Origin of the sequence: Vibrio sp. S457-15 (genome assembly GCF_000960545.1) — a bacterium.
Lineage (GTDB): Bacteria > Pseudomonadota > Gammaproteobacteria > Enterobacterales > Vibrionaceae > Vibrio > Vibrio parahaemolyticus.
In genome coordinates this window covers 211674-230073 of sequence record NZ_JYOQ01000174.1, presented here as the reverse complement: position 1 = coordinate 230073, position 18400 = coordinate 211674, and the positions used below count along the sequence as shown (strand labels likewise).

The 18400-nt window shown below is 43.4% G+C and carries 15 protein-coding genes and 1 pseudogene; 12 read left to right on the top strand and 4 right to left on the bottom strand.

All coding sequences use genetic code 11. The annotated features are described in order from the left end of the window. Nucleotides 1-45: 45 nt before the first annotated feature. The 6 genes from UF05_RS18380 (at nucleotide 46) to UF05_RS18355 (ending at nucleotide 6852) form a co-directional block, all read left to right on the top strand. Nucleotides 46-1188: a hypothetical protein gene (locus UF05_RS18380; protein WP_045546247.1), complete on the top strand. Its 1143-nt coding sequence runs from the start codon at nucleotides 46-48 to the stop codon at nucleotides 1186-1188. Next, nucleotides 1178-2107 (top strand): metal ABC transporter solute-binding protein, Zn/Mn family, encoded by a 930-nt coding sequence (locus UF05_RS18375; protein ID WP_045546246.1) that lies wholly within the window; start codon nucleotides 1178-1180, stop codon nucleotides 2105-2107. Before UF05_RS18380 ends, UF05_RS18375 begins: the two co-directional genes overlap by 11 nt. A gap of 2 nt (nucleotides 2108-2109) precedes the next feature. Beyond that, nucleotides 2110-2913, top strand: coding sequence for a metal ABC transporter permease (locus UF05_RS18370; RefSeq protein WP_045546245.1), 804 nt, complete (start codon nucleotides 2110-2112; stop codon nucleotides 2911-2913). Nucleotides 2914-3180: 267 nt separating this feature from the next. Then, nucleotides 3181-3900: a beta-ketoacyl-ACP reductase gene (locus UF05_RS18365; protein WP_045546244.1), complete on the top strand. Its 720-nt coding sequence runs from the start codon at nucleotides 3181-3183 to the stop codon at nucleotides 3898-3900. A gap of 312 nt (nucleotides 3901-4212) precedes the next feature. After that, a complete protein-coding gene (locus UF05_RS18360; RefSeq protein WP_045546243.1) occupies nucleotides 4213-4944 on the top strand; it encodes a hypothetical protein in 732 nt (243 codons plus the stop codon). A gap of 534 nt (nucleotides 4945-5478) precedes the next feature. Continuing rightward, nucleotides 5479-6852 (top strand): carbohydrate porin, encoded by a 1374-nt coding sequence (locus UF05_RS18355; protein ID WP_045546331.1) that lies wholly within the window; start codon nucleotides 5479-5481, stop codon nucleotides 6850-6852. 63 nt (nucleotides 6853-6915) lie between these two features. On the opposite strand, the gene UF05_RS18350 is transcribed toward UF05_RS18355, so the two are convergent. Further along, on the bottom strand, nucleotides 6916-7902 hold the full coding sequence (locus UF05_RS18350) for a LacI family DNA-binding transcriptional regulator (RefSeq protein ID WP_045546242.1): 987 nt from the start codon (nucleotides 7900-7902) through the stop codon (nucleotides 6916-6918). Nucleotides 7903-8137: 235 nt separating this feature from the next. On the opposite strand from UF05_RS18350, the gene UF05_RS18345 reads away from it, so the two are divergent. From UF05_RS18345 to UF05_RS18335, 3 genes are all read left to right on the top strand, one after another. Further along, nucleotides 8138-9577: a sucrose-specific PTS transporter subunit IIBC gene (locus UF05_RS18345; RefSeq protein WP_045546241.1), complete on the top strand. Its 1440-nt coding sequence runs from the start codon at nucleotides 8138-8140 to the stop codon at nucleotides 9575-9577. Between the two features lie 165 nt (nucleotides 9578-9742). Further along, entirely contained in the window at nucleotides 9743-10666 is a 924-nt protein-coding gene (locus UF05_RS18340; protein ID WP_045546240.1) for an aminoimidazole riboside kinase, read from the top strand. A gap of 31 nt (nucleotides 10667-10697) precedes the next feature. Continuing rightward, nucleotides 10698-12152 carry a sucrose-6-phosphate hydrolase gene (locus UF05_RS18335; protein ID WP_045546239.1) on the top strand — a complete coding sequence of 485 codons (1455 nt, stop codon included), beginning with the start codon at nucleotides 10698-10700 and terminating at the stop codon, nucleotides 12150-12152. A 79-nt stretch (nucleotides 12153-12231) separates the two neighbouring features. On the opposite strand, the pseudogene UF05_RS26775 reads toward UF05_RS18335, so the two are convergent. Beyond that, nucleotides 12232-12342, bottom strand: a pseudogene (locus UF05_RS26775) (dihydrofolate reductase family protein); the annotation flags it as partial. Nucleotides 12343-12594: 252 nt separating this feature from the next. Here UF05_RS26775 and yghU point away from each other — a divergent pair. The 3 genes from yghU to UF05_RS18315 all read left to right on the top strand — a co-directional run bounded on the left by yghU (nucleotide 12595) and on the right by UF05_RS18315 (nucleotide 16741). Continuing rightward, nucleotides 12595-13452 (top strand): glutathione-dependent disulfide-bond oxidoreductase, encoded by an 858-nt coding sequence (gene yghU / locus UF05_RS18330; protein ID WP_045546238.1) that lies wholly within the window; start codon nucleotides 12595-12597, stop codon nucleotides 13450-13452. A gap of 1427 nt (nucleotides 13453-14879) precedes the next feature. After that, nucleotides 14880-16049 (top strand): D-alanyl-D-alanine carboxypeptidase family protein, encoded by a 1170-nt coding sequence (locus UF05_RS18320; RefSeq protein ID WP_045546237.1) that lies wholly within the window; start codon nucleotides 14880-14882, stop codon nucleotides 16047-16049. A gap of 287 nt (nucleotides 16050-16336) precedes the next feature. After that, on the top strand, nucleotides 16337-16741 hold the full coding sequence (locus tag UF05_RS18315; protein ID WP_005499396.1) for an SPOR domain-containing protein: 405 nt from the start codon (nucleotides 16337-16339) through the stop codon (nucleotides 16739-16741). A gap of 44 nt (nucleotides 16742-16785) precedes the next feature. Here the strand turns inward: UF05_RS18315 and UF05_RS18310 are convergent, their stop codons facing one another. Together UF05_RS18310 and UF05_RS18305 are read right to left on the bottom strand one after the other, a co-directional pair. Continuing rightward, entirely contained in the window at nucleotides 16786-17259 is a 474-nt protein-coding gene (locus tag UF05_RS18310) for a peroxiredoxin (RefSeq protein ID WP_005477269.1), read from the bottom strand. Between the two features lie 94 nt (nucleotides 17260-17353). After that, nucleotides 17354-18367, bottom strand: coding sequence for an adenosine deaminase (locus tag UF05_RS18305; protein ID WP_020841858.1), 1014 nt, complete (start codon nucleotides 18365-18367; stop codon nucleotides 17354-17356). Nucleotides 18368-18400: the final 33 nt, after the last annotated feature.

Genomic DNA, 18400 nt, shown 5'->3' with positions numbered 1-18400 from the left:
CAACTTAAAAATCATATGTTATAACATAACAATAAGGAAAAGGTAGTGAATAAAAAATTGGTTTCTCTAGTCATCGGTAGCATTTTTGCATCCCCTGTTTTTGCCGATACGTTGTCGAATCCACAAATTGGTGTCGTTTTGGACGGATATTACCAAGATGGACAGCGTCATAACTCAGAGCGAGAAGAAGGGTTTGGCTTGGGTCATACTGAGCTTAGTTTGTCTGCAAACATTGACGATAAATTCCATGGCGCTTTGACGACAGTGCTGGAAAGCCATGCTGACGACGCCGAACTGATGTTGGAAGAAGCGTTTATCGAAACCTTGGCTTTGCCTTACGGCTTTAATGTCCGAGCGGGGCGTTTTCTTTCCGATTTTGGTTACTTGAACAACCAACACATGCATACCGATAGTTTTGTTGAGCGTCCATTAGCGTACCGAACGTTTCTTGGTTCGCATTACTATGATGATGGCGTGAGAGCGAGCCTTGTTCTTCCGACAGATCTGTTTGTGAAATTTGGTGTTGAGGCGCTAAGTGGCAGCAAGATGTCGGCAGTGGATGAGGGTTCTGACGTTGGTGTATTTACCTCAACATTAAAACTAGGTAGCGACATTTCAGATTCTTCTAGTTGGCAATTTGGCTTGAGTTACCTGCGAAACAAGAACGGCAAGGTGGAAGAATTTGCTGACCACGATCATCATGCTGATACCGGTCATGACCATGAACATAGCCACGCTGCTGCGATTACTGGTGCGAATCTTTATGGTGCTGATTTTGTTTGGAAATGGGCCCCGGATGGTAACTACAAGTACCGCAACTTTACGTTTTCTGCCGAGTACATGTTGTTGGATGGTGTGGTCGACAGCAAATTTAAAGATGAAGCTGAATCCCCTGATAACTTAACAGCATATTACGTTTCGGGTGTATACCGATTTAACCCTAGCTGGTCTGCTGGCGTTCGTTACGGCGAAGCGGAAAGCTACGATGGTCATGCTCATGGTGACCACATGCATTTCACTGCGCTAAATGATAAAGAAGTCGATGCGATGATTGCGTGGGATTCTTCGCACTTTGGTACTGTTCGTGCGCAGTACACGCGTGCAGAAAACCAAGACAAAGAAAAAGAGAACGTCTTTACATTGCAATACGTCATGACTTTTGGGGCGCACGGTGCTCATGCGTTCTAAGTCATTAACCTTTATCTCTAAAGGTTTAGGCACAATGGCAGCGATTGCTGCCATTGTTTCTTCTCCAACATGGGCTTTGGATATTTTTGTTTGTGAGCCGGAATGGAAAGCTTTATTGCAACGCCACGCTCCAGAAGCAAATATCTATTCTGCTACTACCGATAAACAAGATCCACATTACGTGCAAGCTCGCCCTTCGTTGATTGCGAAAATGCGTCAAGCCGATTTGGCTATGTGTTCTGGAGCAGAGCTAGAAGTAGGGTGGTTGCCTATGCTACAGGCACGAAGCTCAAATGCTGCGGTGCAAAATGGGGCAAAAAGCATGATTTACGCTGCCAGTTTTGTACGTATGCTGGATACACATCAACATGTGGATCGCAGTATGGGTGATATTCATGCGCATGGTAATCCGCACGTGCAGTTTGCGGCGAATGACATGATTACGCTTTCGCGCGTTGTGGCTCAGCGTTTGCAAGCGGTTGATCCTGAAAATGCGCCAACCTACCAGCTCAATGGGATGAAGTTTCGTGCGCATTGGCGAAAAAAACTCAACGAATGGGAAGCAAAAGCTAAGCCGTTAAATGGTAAGCAAGTTGTGGGCTATCATTCCACTTACCGATATTTGTTCGATTGGCTGGGCATGGTTCAAGTTGCGGATCTTGAGCCCAAACCAGGGGGATCGCCGACGACCTCGCATCTGCAATCACTGACAAAGTTGGACGCAAGTTCGTTTGATGCGATTGTGTATTCGTCTCACCAAGATCAACGCCCCGCAATGTGGTTGCAACAACGAACAAACAAACCTGTCGTCCAATTGCCTTTGACGGTGTCAAAAGAGCAGAACTTAGATGAGCTGTACGATGAAGTGATTGCCGAGTTACTCGATGTGTTGGTTTCTCCTAGCGCTGTGAAGTTTTGATCATGACTGAATACACATGGTTAGCGCCGGCTATTTTGTGCGGCGTGATTGCGCTAATTGGTAACGTCGTACTTGGCCAGCAAGTATTAAAGCGGCAGATCATTTTCATCGACCTTGCGGTGGCTCAAGTCGCAGCATTGGGGGCGGCGCTTAGTCATTATTGGCTAAACTCATCTACTTTGTACGTGAGGATTCCTTGGTTATCGGAATCTTGGCTTGGTGCAATGCTTGGCCCTTGGATAATGTCGTTATTGTTATGCGGATTGATTGCTGCATTAGAAAAGCGAAATCATCCGCATCTTGAGCCGATGATTGGCAGCTTGTTTGTGGTATCTGCCTCTTTAGCGGTGTTGCTTGTTAGCAAAGACTCACATGGTGCTGACTTCATTCAAGGGATTTTGAATGGTCAGCTACTGTGGTCGACATGGCAAGATGTTTGGCCGTTGACGGTAATCACTGGTGCGATGTTGTTGCTAGTACGCACAAAGCCCGAATTTATGCGTGGTAGCGGTTTTTATCTCATCTTCGCTATCTTGATGCCGATCACGGTCAAACTGACGGGTATTTACCTAGAGTTTGCTTTGTTGGTGATTCCCGCTTTATGCGCTGCGAGCCTTAAAGGTAGACGTTTTTTAACCGCCAGTTTAGGTATCGGAACTATTGGTATTTTGTTGGGGATAGCAGCTTCTGCAAAGTATGATTTGCCTAGTGGTGCAACGATTGTTATTACGCTGTTTATGACAGGTTTAGTTTTTAATATCTTCTCACCGCTGAGAAAAATCGTGTTGTTACAGATGAAGAATTAATACAAAGTACCATTAGCGGTAATGGTGCTTTTTTTGCTTTTATTCAATGGGTTAGTGCATCGCCCATTTCTCTGTTTTAGCATTCAACTTGAGAACCGCCAGAAACATCATCAAGTTGTCTTGATTCGTTCACATCAGACTTCCAGAATATTCCTATAGTTTCATCAACGAAATAAAATCCTTTGCGTATGAGAAGCACAAACCTACATAACGATAAGCGCCTAGGATCAAGCAAGTTTGTAATCTCAACATTTAAGGAAGACCAAGATGAAACCGGAAAAAGTAGCAGTAGTCACTGGTGCGGCACGTGGTATTGGCCAAGCTATTTGTGAGCAATTACTGGAGGATGGATTCCACGTCGTCGGGCTAGACATATCGCCTTTGGAATGGAGCCAGTCGGCGCAGCTAAGCAGTTATCAAGTCAATTTGTGCGATGCTGCTGCTGTTAGCGAAGTGTTAGACAGTATTGTAGAGCAGCATGGAAGAATCGATGCGCTGGTTAATAACGCGGGTATTACTCGCGATGCATTGCTGCCAGACATGCTAGAACAAGATTGGGACAGCGTAATCGATGTGAACTTAAAGGCTGTGTTCTTACTTACTCAACGCGTCGCGCCAGTAATGCTAGAGCAGGGCGCAGGTAGCATTGTCAGCATTTCTTCTATCGTGGGTACGGATGGCAATATTGGGCAAAGTAACTACGGCGCAAGTAAAGGCGGAGTCATCTCAATGAGCAAAGGCTGGGCGAAAGAACTTTCAAGAAAGGGTGCACAGATACGCGTCAACTGTGTCGCGCCAGGCTTTATCACCACCGACATGACCAAGAACCTGCCAGAAAAAGTCATTCAAATGATGGAAAGTAAAACGCCCCTAGGACGTATGGGCTCGGTGCAAGATATCGCCAATGGCGTTGCGTTTCTGGTCTCTGATAAAAGTGCGTTTATAACCGGACAAGTGCTCAAGATTGATGGTGGGTTGGTGTTATAGCTCGCTAATCAAAATCTCAAATAACAAACGCCCTTTACTTATGTGAAGGGCGTTTTTGTTGGGTAACGCTATTCGGGCTTTTGACACGTTCACTTTATTCGTTTCGTACTGCCGGATTTGTATGATTAAGTATAGAGTTAGAACACGTAATTCATTCTGGCATCGTTCTCTGTTATTAACCTAGCAATGTAGCTAATCAAAAATATTAACTTCGAAATAGAATAACTATTGAGGTATTAAAGTATGATTTTATTGCCCATGATATTGTTTTAAATGATAATGCCACTAAATAATTAACTTTGAATACTCACTATGTACTTAAAAACTGTACTGTTTAGCGCGTCAACTCTTCTTATTTTGGGCTGTAACTCCGAATCAACTAACCCATCTACTGAAGAAAGCGGATGGATAGTTGTAAGCTCTCACTCCGAGCCAAGAAAACATCAGGTAATTTACGAAAAACATAGCAGGAAAGGTCTAAGTCTTGCCACTAACGTTCCGGATCTTGACCTGCCTTTAACTTACCAATTGGCGAACCAAATTATTGAGGTCAAAGAAGAGCTTACATTTGGTGAAAATATTGATGGGAACCGCCTAACTTGGAAAGCTATTGGCAATTCTAAACGTAGAGAAAACCAAGTCCACTACGGAGTTAATAAAGATTACTCAGCTTCTAATGAAGGTATTGCTATCGGCTATGTTAACTTTGAGTCGAGGTTTGAGGCTGAAGGAAAGCTTGGAATCGAAAAGTTATTCATTGCGATGTATGACGATGTCAATAGTGTCAAATTTTACTCTGGATGGGATAGTTCTAAAATATCTTGTTACCAAAATACGTTTGATGAAGACTTAGCTTGTTACGGTGAAATTTTAATTAACGACGATATAGTTCATGTTTTTGATAAATATCTGCCGTATGAATATGTAAACATGGTTTACGACACCGTTATGTCCAAAGGTCGAGAAGAGATCATTGAGGCAGATTTTCAACATCAAATTAAATACTTACTAGTCGCCAAAGAGAATAACGTTGAGATGCATTAGACTGCATTAGCTTGATTACTTTTTGGTAATGAGTGGCTTTTCGAAACCGATGTGACCATGAGCAAGATTATTGGATTTTACAAAACTCATTTATGTTCAAAAAATGAGTTTTGTAGATATTAAAATGCATGGAGCCAAATGCTCTCACTGATTCTATGAAGTTTTTTGTGCGCTCTAACCACAAGACAATCTATAAAAGACGTTGAGCCAACGTCTCTGCCACAATGCCACCTGTTAATAAGGCTGAATTTCAATGCCTGTTTCTCATTACCATTCAAATGTGCGCTGGTTAATGATTTTTCTGTAAGTAACACAATTGAACGTGATAGAAGTAACAAAATCGCTTCCTTACGGTAACGTTCCCGAAAGTTTTATATATTATCGCCTTCATTGATACAAGTGGTAGAGACGCTCTGAGTCTGAGCGCTCTGAAATTCAGACTTTAGATGGGTATTTAAAGTCACCATAAGTTTGCAATTTTACTTGGGAACGTTTGCAAATAACCTAAGTATAAGTTTACGTGAGACTATGGAAATGAAACTACACACTTTGACGATGGCAGTAGCGCTTGGGCTGGTTACTGCACCTGCATTCGCAACAACAGATGTTGACGCTCTTGAAAAGCGAATTAATGAATTAGAACAGAGACTTGAACAGACAGAAAAAGTATCCACAGAAGCAAATGAGAAAGCCTCAAGCTTTGAGTTTCATGGCTACGCTCGTTCCGGGCTGCTCATTAATGATGATCTGAATGGTGCAGTGGGTACTGGTCCTTACATGACGGCAGCTGGTGCTATTGGCGCTCCAATTGGACGATTAGGGGTTGAGGATGATCATTATGTGGAAGCAAACCTTATTCACAAACGCTTTGCAGATGATGGTTCCAGCGCATTGTTCCGAATCATGCTGGCAGATAGTACGGAAACCAATAACGAATGGACAGCGAGTGAGAGTCAATTAAACGTTCGTCAGGTATATGCTGAGCTAAACAAGTTGAGCATGTTCTCTGAATCAAGTGCGTTTGCTGACGCAACGTTTTGGGCAGGAAAACGATTTGACCGTGATAACTTTGACATTCACTTCTTTGACTCGGATATCGTTTTCCTATCTGGTACTGGTGCAGGTGTGTATGACATCCAAATGAGCGATTCGTGGAAAGTAAACTTCTCGATCTATGGTCGTGATTTTGGTGAGATTGATAGCTCGTCAACGGATGTTGAAAACTATATCGCGACAATGAACAACCGCTTTGGTAATTGGCAATTGATGCTGAGCGGCATGACGTCTGCTGATAACAATGATCGAGCAGAAGGCTCAGCGGACAAAGGTTTACATGCGATGTTTGCCTACCATGGCGATACCTTCTTTGGCATGAGTGAAGGCTTCTCTAAAACTGGTATTTTGATGGGTGATGGACTGGGGGCGGAACTTAAAGGCATAGGTTCAAACGGTGATTTGCTAGAAGACGCAAAAGCCGTACGCTTGTTCAGCTATGGTGTAACACGCATCGGCGACAATTGGCGTGTAGCACCTGCGTTGTTAGCAGAGCACAGCCAAGATCGCTTTGCCAAAAATGATGAATTTACGTGGGCATCGTTCAACATCCGCTTAGCGCAAGAGTTTACACAAAACTTTGAGATGGTTTATGAAGGCTCATACCAATACATGGATCTAGACAATGCGATTGATAAAGCAAGTGGCAGTTTTTACAAAGCGACAATTGCGCCAACGCTTAAGATGTCTACCGCAGCAGGTTTCTTTGACCGTCCGGAGCTACGTTTTGCTGTTAGCTACGTTGATTGGAGCGAAGACTTGAATGGCTACTCGATTAGCCAGGATACGGGCGCTGCAACGATGGGGGATGGTGGTGAAGTTCTGTTTGCACTGCAAATGGAAACTTGGTTCTAAAGGGCTCTAACCGACAAAAAGTAATAAGAAAAGCGCCAACTGATTTCAGTTGGCGCTTTTTCATTAACAGGACTGACGCTCAATTGTTTTGAAGGTTAGCACCATCTTACTCATTTCAAAACTTCTGTTGGCAATTCTATCTAGCAACAGTTTCGCACCATTTTCACCTGCTTTATCAAATGCATAGTTAAATGTTGATAAGGTTGGGGTGCACACTGATGCGAGCTCATCATCACCAACTCCTAGCACTAAAACGTCTTTACCCGGTGTTAACCCGATCTCTTGAATCGCTCTCATCGCACCGATAGCAATACGGTCTGTCGCACAGAACAAGCCATCTAGCTTACGGTTCTCTGTTAAGTGTTGTTTTGCCAATGAATAGCCAGAGTCGATGGTAAAGTCACCACGAGCATGGAAGGCGAGCTCAAAACCATGGTGTTGCAGCGCTTGAACAAACCCTTCAGAGCGTTGCTTATCTACCGCGATATCGTCACCTTGTACGCCAATAAAGCCCATGGTTTGGCAACCTTTTGCAACCAGTCTATTTCCCGCTTCAAACCCTACTCGTGAGTCATCATGAATGATGCTTGGAATATTAAACATGGAACCATCTTGACCGACGAGCACAACTGGGACCGCTGAGTTTTGAATTGCTTTTACCAGCTTGGAATCGAGGTGGGTCGCGTAAAGAATGATCCCTTCAACCCGTTTTTGGTTAAAGATCTGAATATATTCTAGTTCTTTTTCGTGGACTTGGTGAGTGCTAGCAAGTAAAACATGTTTCCCCGCTTTTTCAAGGACCTCGGTTAATCCATCGACGCCTTGGGATGTGGCATGAGAGGAAACCCGAGGAACAATGACACCAACCAGATTGGTCTTTTGAGATTTTAGATCTTTAGCGACTTGGTTTGGCACATAGCCACACTCAGCTACTGCTTGGCGGACTTTCTGTTTTGTCGCTTCTTTTACGCCATACTCATCGTTTATAACCCGTGACACTGTTGATTTTGATACGCCAGCCAGACGGGCGACATCATGCAGACTCGCCATTGTTCCTATCCATTCTGTTGTTCGTTTTTGGGATTGTTTGCAAAGAGAAGATGAAAAGCTCTTTGATAAGTAGCGATTCTAACCTCCTATACTGCTGTTAGGGAGAGAATTTGACGATCATTCTCACATTCTCTCTGCTTTATCTTTGATCATTTGGTTTTATTGAGCAAAAATCTGTTTTGCAAACGTTCCCGAAAATTTCGCAAGCTCAGATAATAATCCAATGGGGTATGAAATGAATTATCCGGCAGTAGCAAAAGAGTTGTTAACTCTATTAGGTGGTAAAAGCAACATCACCGCACTTGCACATTGTGCGACACGCTTACGCCTTGCCGTTGCAGATGAGCAAAAAATAGATGAACAAGCGATTGATAACCTTGAAGGGGTAAAAGGGCAGTTCAAAGTTGCGGGTCAGTACCAAATCATTTTTGGATCAGGCATCGTAAACCAAGTTTATGCAGAAATGGCGAAGTTGACGGGTATGAGTGAAATGTCCACCAACGACGTTGCGTCTGCTGGCGCAGAGAAACAAAACATCGTTCAGCGCGCAGTGAAGGGGCTGTCTGATATTTTCGTCCCAATCATTCCAGCAATCGTCGCTGGCGGTTTGTTGATGGGTATTTACAACCTACTGACTGCCCAAGGCTTGTTTATTGATGGTAATTCCTTGATTGAGGCCAATCCAGGACTGACAGACTTGGCGAACATGATCAACACGTTTGCAAACGCGCCGTTTGTTTACCTGCCTATTCTGCTGGCATTTTCAGCCAGCAAGAAGTTTGGCGGCAACCCATATTTAGGGGCAGCGCTAGGTATGTTGATGGTTCACCCTGACTTGCTGAATGGTTGGGGATTCGGCGGCGCATCTGTGTCTGGCAACATTCCGGTTTGGAATATTCTTGGTTTTGAAATCCAAAAAGTGGGTTACCAAGGTTCAGTGTTACCGGTTTTGGTATCGGCATTCATTCTTGCGAAGGTTGAGCTAGGCTTACGTAAAGTCATACCTTCTGTTTTAGACAACCTTTTAACGCCATTACTGGCGATTTTCATAGCGGGTTTGCTGACGTTTACTGTCGTCGGTCCGTTCACGCGTGATATCGGTTTCCTATTGGGTGATGGTCTGAACTGGCTATACAACACAGCTGGCTTTGTTGGTGGTGCGGTATTTGGTCTTATCTATGCTCCGTTTGTTATTACTGGTATGCATCACAGCTTCATTGCGATTGAAACGCAACTTCTTGCGGATATTGCGACGACAGGCGGCACCTTTATCTTTCCTATTGCAGCGATGTCTAACGTTTCTCAAGGTGCTGCAGCGTTGGCGGTGGGCATAATGAGTAAAGATAAGAAGATGAAAGGTATTGCGATTCCATCGGGTGTCACGGGTTTGCTGGGTATTACAGAACCAGCCATGTTTGGTGTTAACTTAAAACTACGTTACCCATTTATCGCGGCAGTTTGCGCTGCGGCGTTATCGAGCGCGTTCATTACAATGTTTAATGTGAAAGCTCAGGCATTGGGTGCAGCAGGTCTTCCAGGCATCATTTCCATCGCGCCAGATAAGATTGGTTACTACATCGCGGGTATGGTGATCGCGTTCTTGACCGCATTTGTTCTCACCATTGTTCTTGGTATGCGTGACCGCGCTAAAGTCGGTAAAAAAGCAGCGGCTTAATCTGAACTCCTTAAGGGTGGAGTCCCCCAAAATCCACTTCTTTTCCTAAATGTTTGGGGTGCTAGCCAAGCACTAATGGCTTGGCTAGCCTTTTTCAATTTTTACTTGGTAGTGAAGGTGTTCAACACGTTGGACTATCAGGGCTTTAATTTTAAGGTAAGCAAGATGAATCAAGTGTGGGTAACTGGTGATGCTGTTGTCGATCTAATACCGGAATCTGAGACTTCTTTATTCAAATGTCCCGGTGGTGCACCAGCGAATGTCGCCGTAGCAATTGCTCGTCTATCTGGTAAGAGTGCGTTTTTTGGACGTGTGGGTGATGACCCATTTGGTCGCTTCATGCAATCAACGCTGGATCAAGAGGGCGTGTGCACGGAGTTTCTCGTTAAAGATCCTGAGCAAAGAACATCAACAGTGGTGGTGGATTTAGACGATCAAGGTGAACGCAGCTTTACGTTTATGGTAAAACCGAGCGCTGATCAGTTTATGTCTGTTGAAGATATTCCTAACTTTAAGCAAGGTGACTGGCTGCATGTTTGCTCGATTTCACTGGCAAATGAGCCAAGTCGAAGTAGCACATTTGAGGCGATCAAAAGAGTAAAAGCCGCTGGTGGTTTCATTAGCTTTGACCCTAACTTGCGTGATGAAGTGTGGCAAGAACAATCAGAAATCCAAGCTGTCGTAATGAAGGCTGTAGCGATGGCTGATGTGGTTAAATTCTCTGAAGAAGAGCTTTTGTTCTTAACTGACTCAACATCGATAGCGCAAGGTTTAAAACAAATAGCCGCTATGAATATTGCTTTGGTCTTGGTGACACAAGGTGCGAAAGGCGTTTGGCGCGTCTTTGAAAGCCAGAGTGAGCTGATCACTGGTCAAGTCGTTAGTCCGGTTGATACTACAGGGGCTGGTGATGCTTTTGTCGGAGGGCTACTGGCATGTCTGTCTCAACATGACGATTGGAAAAATCATCTTATTGTTAGCTCTGCGATTCAATGGGCAAATGGCTGTGGTGCATTAGCGACGACGCAAAAAGGCGCAATGACTGCGCTTCCGACCCAGACAGAGTTGCTGCAATTTATTGGGCAATGATCTTCAGATCCAATTTCAGTTGAGAAAAATTATGAGCTTAAACAACCGTTGGACTGTAGAGCAAAGGTATCGCCGACTTGAGCAAATCCCTCAGTGTGATATCGAAGAAATGACACTTTCACGTCAGCAAGATAAAGGCTTTCCTAGTTTTCATATCGCCCCTAGATTTGGGCTGTTAAATGACCCAAATGGGTTGTGCTATTTCAATGGTGAGCACCACATCTTTTACCAGTGGACGCCAGTGGGACCAGTCCATGGAATGAAGTATTGGTACCACCTTTCTACTAAAGACTTCATCCATTTTACTGATCATGGTGTTGGTCTTCATCCCGACCAAGACTACGATTCACATGGTGTTTATTCGGGTGGCGCTTTGGTGGAAAACAACAAGGCTTTGCTGTTTTTTACTGGCAACAAGCGTGACCAAAACTGGAACCGAATTCCAACACAGTGCTTTGCCACCATGGATTCAGACGGCAACATTGAAAAGCATGGTGTGGTCATTGAGAACGAACATTACACGGAGCACTTTCGTGACCCAAAAGTTTGGAAGAAAGGCGACGATTATCTGATGGTGGTGGGTGCTCAAACCAAAACTGAGCATGGTTCAATGGCGCTCTATCAAAGCAAAGATTTGAAAACGTGGCAGCATAAAGGTCCTATCAAGACCAAGTTTTCTGACCTTGGGTACATGTGGGAGTGTCCTGATTTCTTTGAGATTAATGGTCAATCGGTGATGCTGTTTTCTCCACAGGGTGTGAGCAGTAGTAATCCTTATGATTTCAAAAACATCTATTCTGTCGCGTATATCGTGGGTGATCAGTTGAACCTAGAGTCGATGATTTTAGAAAACCACCAAGATATTTTGCAGCCAGATTATGGGTTTGATTTCTACGCCCCACAAACCTATTTAGATGAGAATGGGCGTCGCATTCTTATTGCATGGATAGGGTTGCCAGAAATCGACACACCATCGGTCACACACCAGTGGGCAGGAATGTTGTCTCTTCCTAGAGAACTAACGTTGAAAGATGGTTTTCTTGTTCAAACTCCACTCCCTGAGCTGAAGAGTTTAAGAAAAGAAGAGGTGGTCTTTGCACAATCCCATACACTGGAAAGCACCAGTTGTTTGATACAATTAGACCTTGAGGGCGATGGCTTTGAACTTGAGCTGAGTAACCTCAAAGGTGACAACATCGTCTTTAGTGCGACAGAGCACGAGTTTATGCTGGACCGTCGTCATATGTCTCATTTATACGCAGAAGAATTTGGTAGCATTCGAAAAGCACCAAGATTGGACGCTAAGCAGAAGATTGAGATATATATCGACAATTCTGTCATCGAGATTTTCATTAATGGTGGCAAACACACGATAACCAGTCGTTTCTTTATTGATGACTTAAATACGGTAACGTTGAGAGGGTTGGAGCAAGCAAGGCTTTTCCCTTTGAAAGGCATCACTGGTTTGTTTGAATCAGCTAAGTAACGGTTTCGATTACAAAGATATTAAAACGCCCTTCATTGATTCAGTGAAGGGCGCTTTTCTTTTTAACTATCTAACCTAACTATCTTTCACGTACGTAAGTATTCTGAACCAAAGTATCTAACACTACTTCGCTCTTAGTGACTGTAAAGTTAAGCGGTTGTTCTAAATCACCAAACAGAGATGCGCCGCCGAGTTGGGCTTACTCATTATTGTTAGCATCTCGAACCTAACTCACATTAACACAACGTTTTTCCTTATAGCGTGAAAGAAAATCCCATAACCAAAGGTTCTAATTAAGTGAAAGGTCAGGACTTTTATTTGAAGATTCCGACCTAATATCTTGATTATGCCCTGCCAATTTAAGGTGGGGATTTTTAAGCATTGCTGCTGGTAACGATTTGAACCAGCCTACAGGTGCATTCAAACACGATAAGGAATAACAATGGCTAACGAATACACACCACCAAGAGTTTGGACTAACGACAGTGAAAATGGCGGCCAATGGGCAAGCATTAATCGTCCCGACTCTGGCGCACGTCACGAGCAAGAGTTGCCAGTTGGAGAGCATCCATTCCAGCTTTACTCAATGGGGACTCCTAATGGTCAGAAAGTGACGATCATGTTTGAGGAGCTTTTGGCGGCAGGCGTAACAGAAGCAGAATACGACGCGTATTTGATCAAGATTGGCGATGGTGACCAATTTGGTTCTGGCTTTGTAGCAGTAAACCCAAACTCTAAAATTCCGGCGCTGGTTGATCGCTCAGGTGATGAACTTATCAACGTGTTTGAATCGGGTAACATTCTTTTCTACTTGGCAGAAAAGTTTGGTCACTTCTTACCAACAGAAGGCGCGAAGCGTGCCGACGTAATGAACTGGCTATTTTGGCTGCAAGGTTCTGCACCATACTTAGGAGGCGGTTTCGGTCACTTCTACGCGTACGCGCCAGAGAAATTCGAGTACCCAATCAACCGCTTTACGATGGAAGTTAAGCGTCAACTGGATGTACTGGACAAACGTCTGGCAAACAACGCCTTTTTAGGTGGTGATGAGTACAGCATTGCCGATATCGCAACTTGGCCGTGGTACGGTAACTTAGTGCTGGGCCGCGCATACGATGCAGCCGAGTTTTTAGATGTGGAGGGCTACAAAAACGTTGTGCGTTGGGCGAAAGCGATTGATGAGCGAGAAGGTGTTAAACGTGGTCGTATTGTTAACCGCTCTTGGGGTGAAGAGTGGGAGCAACTAGCTGAGCGCCACAGTGCTGCAGACATTGATAATGTTTTGAAGCTGAAACCTTAAACGAAAAGATGTTAAGCGCACCATTAAAGGTGCGCTTTTTCGTTCCTCAATATTCTCTACTAAGACCTAAATATCATTAATAGATAGGTCGTATGTTTATTGATTATGTATTTTTCAATAATAGTAAACTGCGTATATTGATATCATCTAAATCTATAAATGGTAAAGTCGATATTATTTATTTTTGTCTTTATTGATAATAGCCAGTTATGAATTTTAGTTTTTAGTTTTATAACTGATTAATTGCTAATTAACCTTTGACATATCCTTTGTTTTTGTATGGAATATGCACAATTTCGTCTTACGCTTTTCTAATTAATAGTCATAAAGTGTTAACTATATGCATCTCAATACATTATGAGATGAAAGCGTATTTCTTAAATGAAAAAGAGCCAAACCATATCTAAGTAGGGGCTATTAATTCCTTTCATTAATTTTTATATGGAATAATGACCTGCTTCGTCATGACGGAATAAAGCTCAAGTGTATGTTATTCATGTCATTAAAGAGGGTATTTATGATGTCGTCGTTTAAGGCGTATTGGGTAGGAGTACGCGATCGAATTGCCACCCAAATTAAGGATAACCATTGTTTGGAATCCCTAGTGGTAAAGAAACAGCGTATCAATCTAAACAATAGTGGTTTATCGTTTAGAGCGAAAAGTGGGTGTTTAGTCCCTCATTGCTATACTCAATTTATTGATCCAGAAAATAAAAGTTCCAAAAAAATACGTAAGACATCATTGAGTTTTAAGAAAGGGAAGTTGTACTTTTCTTCGCTTTCTGACTGAATGAAAGAAAATGAAAATTAAAAATTTCACGATGTTTATTTAAGGTAAAAATATCCGAAATCATAAATTTGATTTAGGGTTATTATAAATATAATTAACCAGTGCCTAGTTTTCTCTTCGATATTTTTTATTTTATTTGTCGTCAATAAAATCAATCCCAATTTTTGTGTATCACGTCTCTATTACTCTGGTATTGACGCGAAGCTAACAAGATAAAACGCAAGGTGAGTAATATAAGCGCAACTGAAGATCTTGGATTATCCGATTTTCATTACCCCTAGTTTTTCAGCTCTGTAATTATTGGGTTGAATTGTCCTTTTAAGCCCGCACAGGTACTCTCCCTGACATCACCGTTTGTGCGGGTGCTTTTTCATATTTTGAACGATTTGTTTTAGATGATCTGCTTATCTGTATCTAGAAATGTGAGTTCTCGCTGTCATTGACGTGGGGCCGTTCTTTCGTGATCTCGTTTGGGTATCACATGTGTGGGCGGAAAATTTCTACTCATCTCTCATTCTTCTCGACAAACATTGAGTAAAGGTAACGAATCGTAACATTGCTGCTGTAACTGTATGGCGTTTCAATATACTCGACTTAGTTTGTAAGCCACAGATTGCTAATAAGATTAGATGTCACTATGAGAAAAATTACCTTATTCAACACGACTTTCCTTACCGGCCTTGCTACCTTCTCTCACTTTGCCTTTGCTGCACCTACTGTTGTCCCTAATGCACCTGAACTAAGCTCCCGCGGTTATGTACTGATGGACTATCACACAGGTAAAGTGTTGGTAGAGCGCGATGCAGACAAGCGATTAAACCCAGCGAGCTTAACTAAGTTGATGACTGCTTATGTTGCAGGACAAGAAGTAAACGCTGGCAATATCAGTCTCGATGATCAAGTTGTCATTAGTCGCAACGCTTGGGCGAAAAACTTCCCAGATTCTTCCAAAATGTTCATCGAAGTAAACACATCTGTGTCTCTGTCTGATTTATATCGAGGATTGGTGGTTCAGTCAGGAAACGATGCTAGTGTTGCCATTGCAGAGCACGTTGCTGGCAGCGAAGCAGGCTTTGTTAGCTTAATGAATAGTTGGGCGAGTCAACTTGGTTTGACGAATTCCTCATTTACTAACCCTCACGGTTTAGATAGCGATGGTTTGTATTCAACACCGCATGATATAGCAAAGTTGGGTCAAGCAATCATTTGTGACCTGCCAGATATTTATCCGATGTACAGCGAAACGTCTTTTACGTACAACGGCATTACTCAATACAACCGGAATGGTTTACTTCGTGATCGCAGCATGAACGTTGACGGGATGAAAACGGGCTATACCAGTGGTGCAGGTTACAGTTTGGCGACGTCAGCCACCAATGGCGACATGCGCCTTATCGCAGTTGTCATGGGGGCGAAGAGCCAAAGTGTGCGTGAATCAGAAAGTAAGCAACTTCTTAGTTACGGTTTTCGATTCTACGATACCTTGATGCCAACGGCCGCAGGAACTGATATCGCAAACGCTCGCGTTTGGATGGGGCAAAAGGATGAGTTAAAAGTTGGTGTGAACCGCGATGTTTATCTCACTCTGCCTAAAGGTGACGTAAACAAACTTAAAGCGGAAGTGGAATACAGCGGTGATTTACTTGCGCCAATTGCTCAAGATCAGGTAGTTGGCAAGGTGCTATACAAAGTGGATGGAAAAGTCGTGAAAGAGACCGAGCTAGTTGCACTCGAACCAGTGGAAGAAGGCGGGATTTTTAAACGTATTATGGATTGGTTTAAGCGACTGGTAGCAAGCTGGTTTTAAAGGTTTTTTATAAAATCAATTTACTAAGGCGACCTAAATGGTCGCCTTAGTTTTTTGAACAACTCGTAATGTCCACAGAAGCTAAAACGTGTTGTTATTCTTGCTCTCCCATCGCTTTTTATTAAAAAACGACGCCAAAGAATAACGATGCCGTAGCTTTCGATATTGGATGTGATCCCAATCCTCACAAATCGTTGTTAGTCCAAGCCTTCAGTGATGTTTTTGCACAACCATTTGTGCGTGATGGGTATGAGAGAAAACAAACCAGAACAAAAATGGAGTGACACGTGCACAAGATTTTATCTTTGACATTGATTTTTTCGCTCATGGGCTGCGCTATGCCTCATCAACCTATCGATAATGGGCAGTGTGTGGGTGTGATGTCGTCTCAAGATGCATACGGCTACCTGAATCCCAACCACTACACCATGCAGGTACTAGCGCTGAAGAAAGAAAAAGATGTGAAAGAATACATTCGCTATATCGACCCTAAACACCCTGTATGGGTTAACTGGAAAAATAGCCGAGGTACACGTTGGTATACGGTGACAGCTGGTGATTTTAAATCGAAGCAAGAAGCCTACAATGCGCTTTCGTCGCTGCCAAGCCACGTGAAGCAGTCATCTCCGTTTGTACTGACTTTTGCAGAGATGCAACGTAAGCAACAAACTAGTGTCGTGAGAATGCGCTAATCGCCTGAAAAAAACGGAAGCTTGAGCTTCCGTTTTGTGTTTTCTTAAAGTGCAGCAAGAATGGTTTCTGCATTACTTACTTCAAATTCACTTGGCTTTTCAACGTTAAGTGTTGTTACTACGCCGTTTTCAATGATCATCGCGTAACGTTGTGAGCGAACGCCGCCAAAGCCGCCAGTATCCATTTCCAAGCCTAGCGCTTTAGTAAAGCTAGCATCACCGTCACCTAGCATCAAAATCTCAGAAGCGTTTTGAGCTTCACCCCATGCGTTCATTACGAATGCATCGTTCACCGCCACACAAGCAATTAAATCAACGCCTTTTGCTTTTAATTGATCTGCGAGTACTACGTAGCCTGGTAGGTGAGCTTCTGAGCAAGTTGGAGTGAATGCGCCAGGAACCGCGAATAGCACCACTTTCTTGTTCGCGAACAGTTCGGTCACATCGTGGTTGACCATGCCATCGGCAGTCAGTTCACTTACGGTTGCAGAAGGTAGTGCTTGGCCTTGTTGAATCATGATTTTCTTCCTTTATTAAGTGCTTTGTTGAGCTTTTTCAGTTTAGCGCTTAAGTCCCGTTTTAACCACAGAGGGTTTGTAAGGGTATACCGCATTACATCGATGAATGTTGTGCAACATATTGTTCGACTTGATGACGATATTGAGCCTTCAACTCGTTGTCGATGAAGCTTGCATCGATAGCGTTGAGCGTGAATTTCGCCAGTTCTTCTTTGCTCATTGGATGTGCTTGATTCACTGCAAGGAAGTTATCGGTCATGTAGCCACCAAAGTAAACGGGGTCATCAGAGTTAATGGTTACCGCCACGCCTTTACGCAGAAGCTCTACGATGTTGTGCTGTCCCATTTCATCAAACACGCAAAGTTTGATGTTAGACAGCGGGCAAACAGTCAGTGGCATTTTGGTTTCAATCAGAGACTCCACTAGAGCTTCATCTTCTACGCAGCGAACGCCGTGATCAACGCGGCTCACTTCTAACATTTCAATCGCGTCGGTAATATTTTGCGCAGGTCCTTCTTCTCCGGCATGTGCTACGGTAAGTAAGCCTGCCTCTTTCGCTTGCTGGAAGACACGTAAAAACTTAGCTGGTGGATGGCCGTTTTCTGATGAATCTAGCCCCACACCAATGATTTTATCGCGATGCTTTAAAACAGATTGCAGTGTTTCCATCGCGCTTTCTTCTGACAAATGACGAAGGAAACAAGCGATGATCTGCGATGTGATGCCTAATTTTTCGCGGCCATCTGCCAGCGCTCTAGAAATGCCGTTGAGTACGGTGTCGAAGTCAATGCCACGTTCAGTGTGAGTTTGCGGGTCGAAGAATATCTCGGTATGAATCACATTGTCTGCTTTGCAATGCTCTAAATATTCCCACGTTAGGTCATAAAAATCTTGCTCTGTGCGTAAAACATTTGCGCCTTGATAATAGAGGTCGAGAAAAGATTGCAGATCTTCAAATTGGTATGCCTCTCTCAATTCGCTTGGTGACGAATAAGGAATATCTATGCCGTTGCGCTTGGCAAGTTTAAACATGAGTTCTGGTTCGAGTGAACCTTCGATATGTAAGTGCAGCTCTACTTTTGGAAGACCTTGAATAAATGCGTTCATATTCCACCTTATGTGTATTGTGGATGCAGTTAC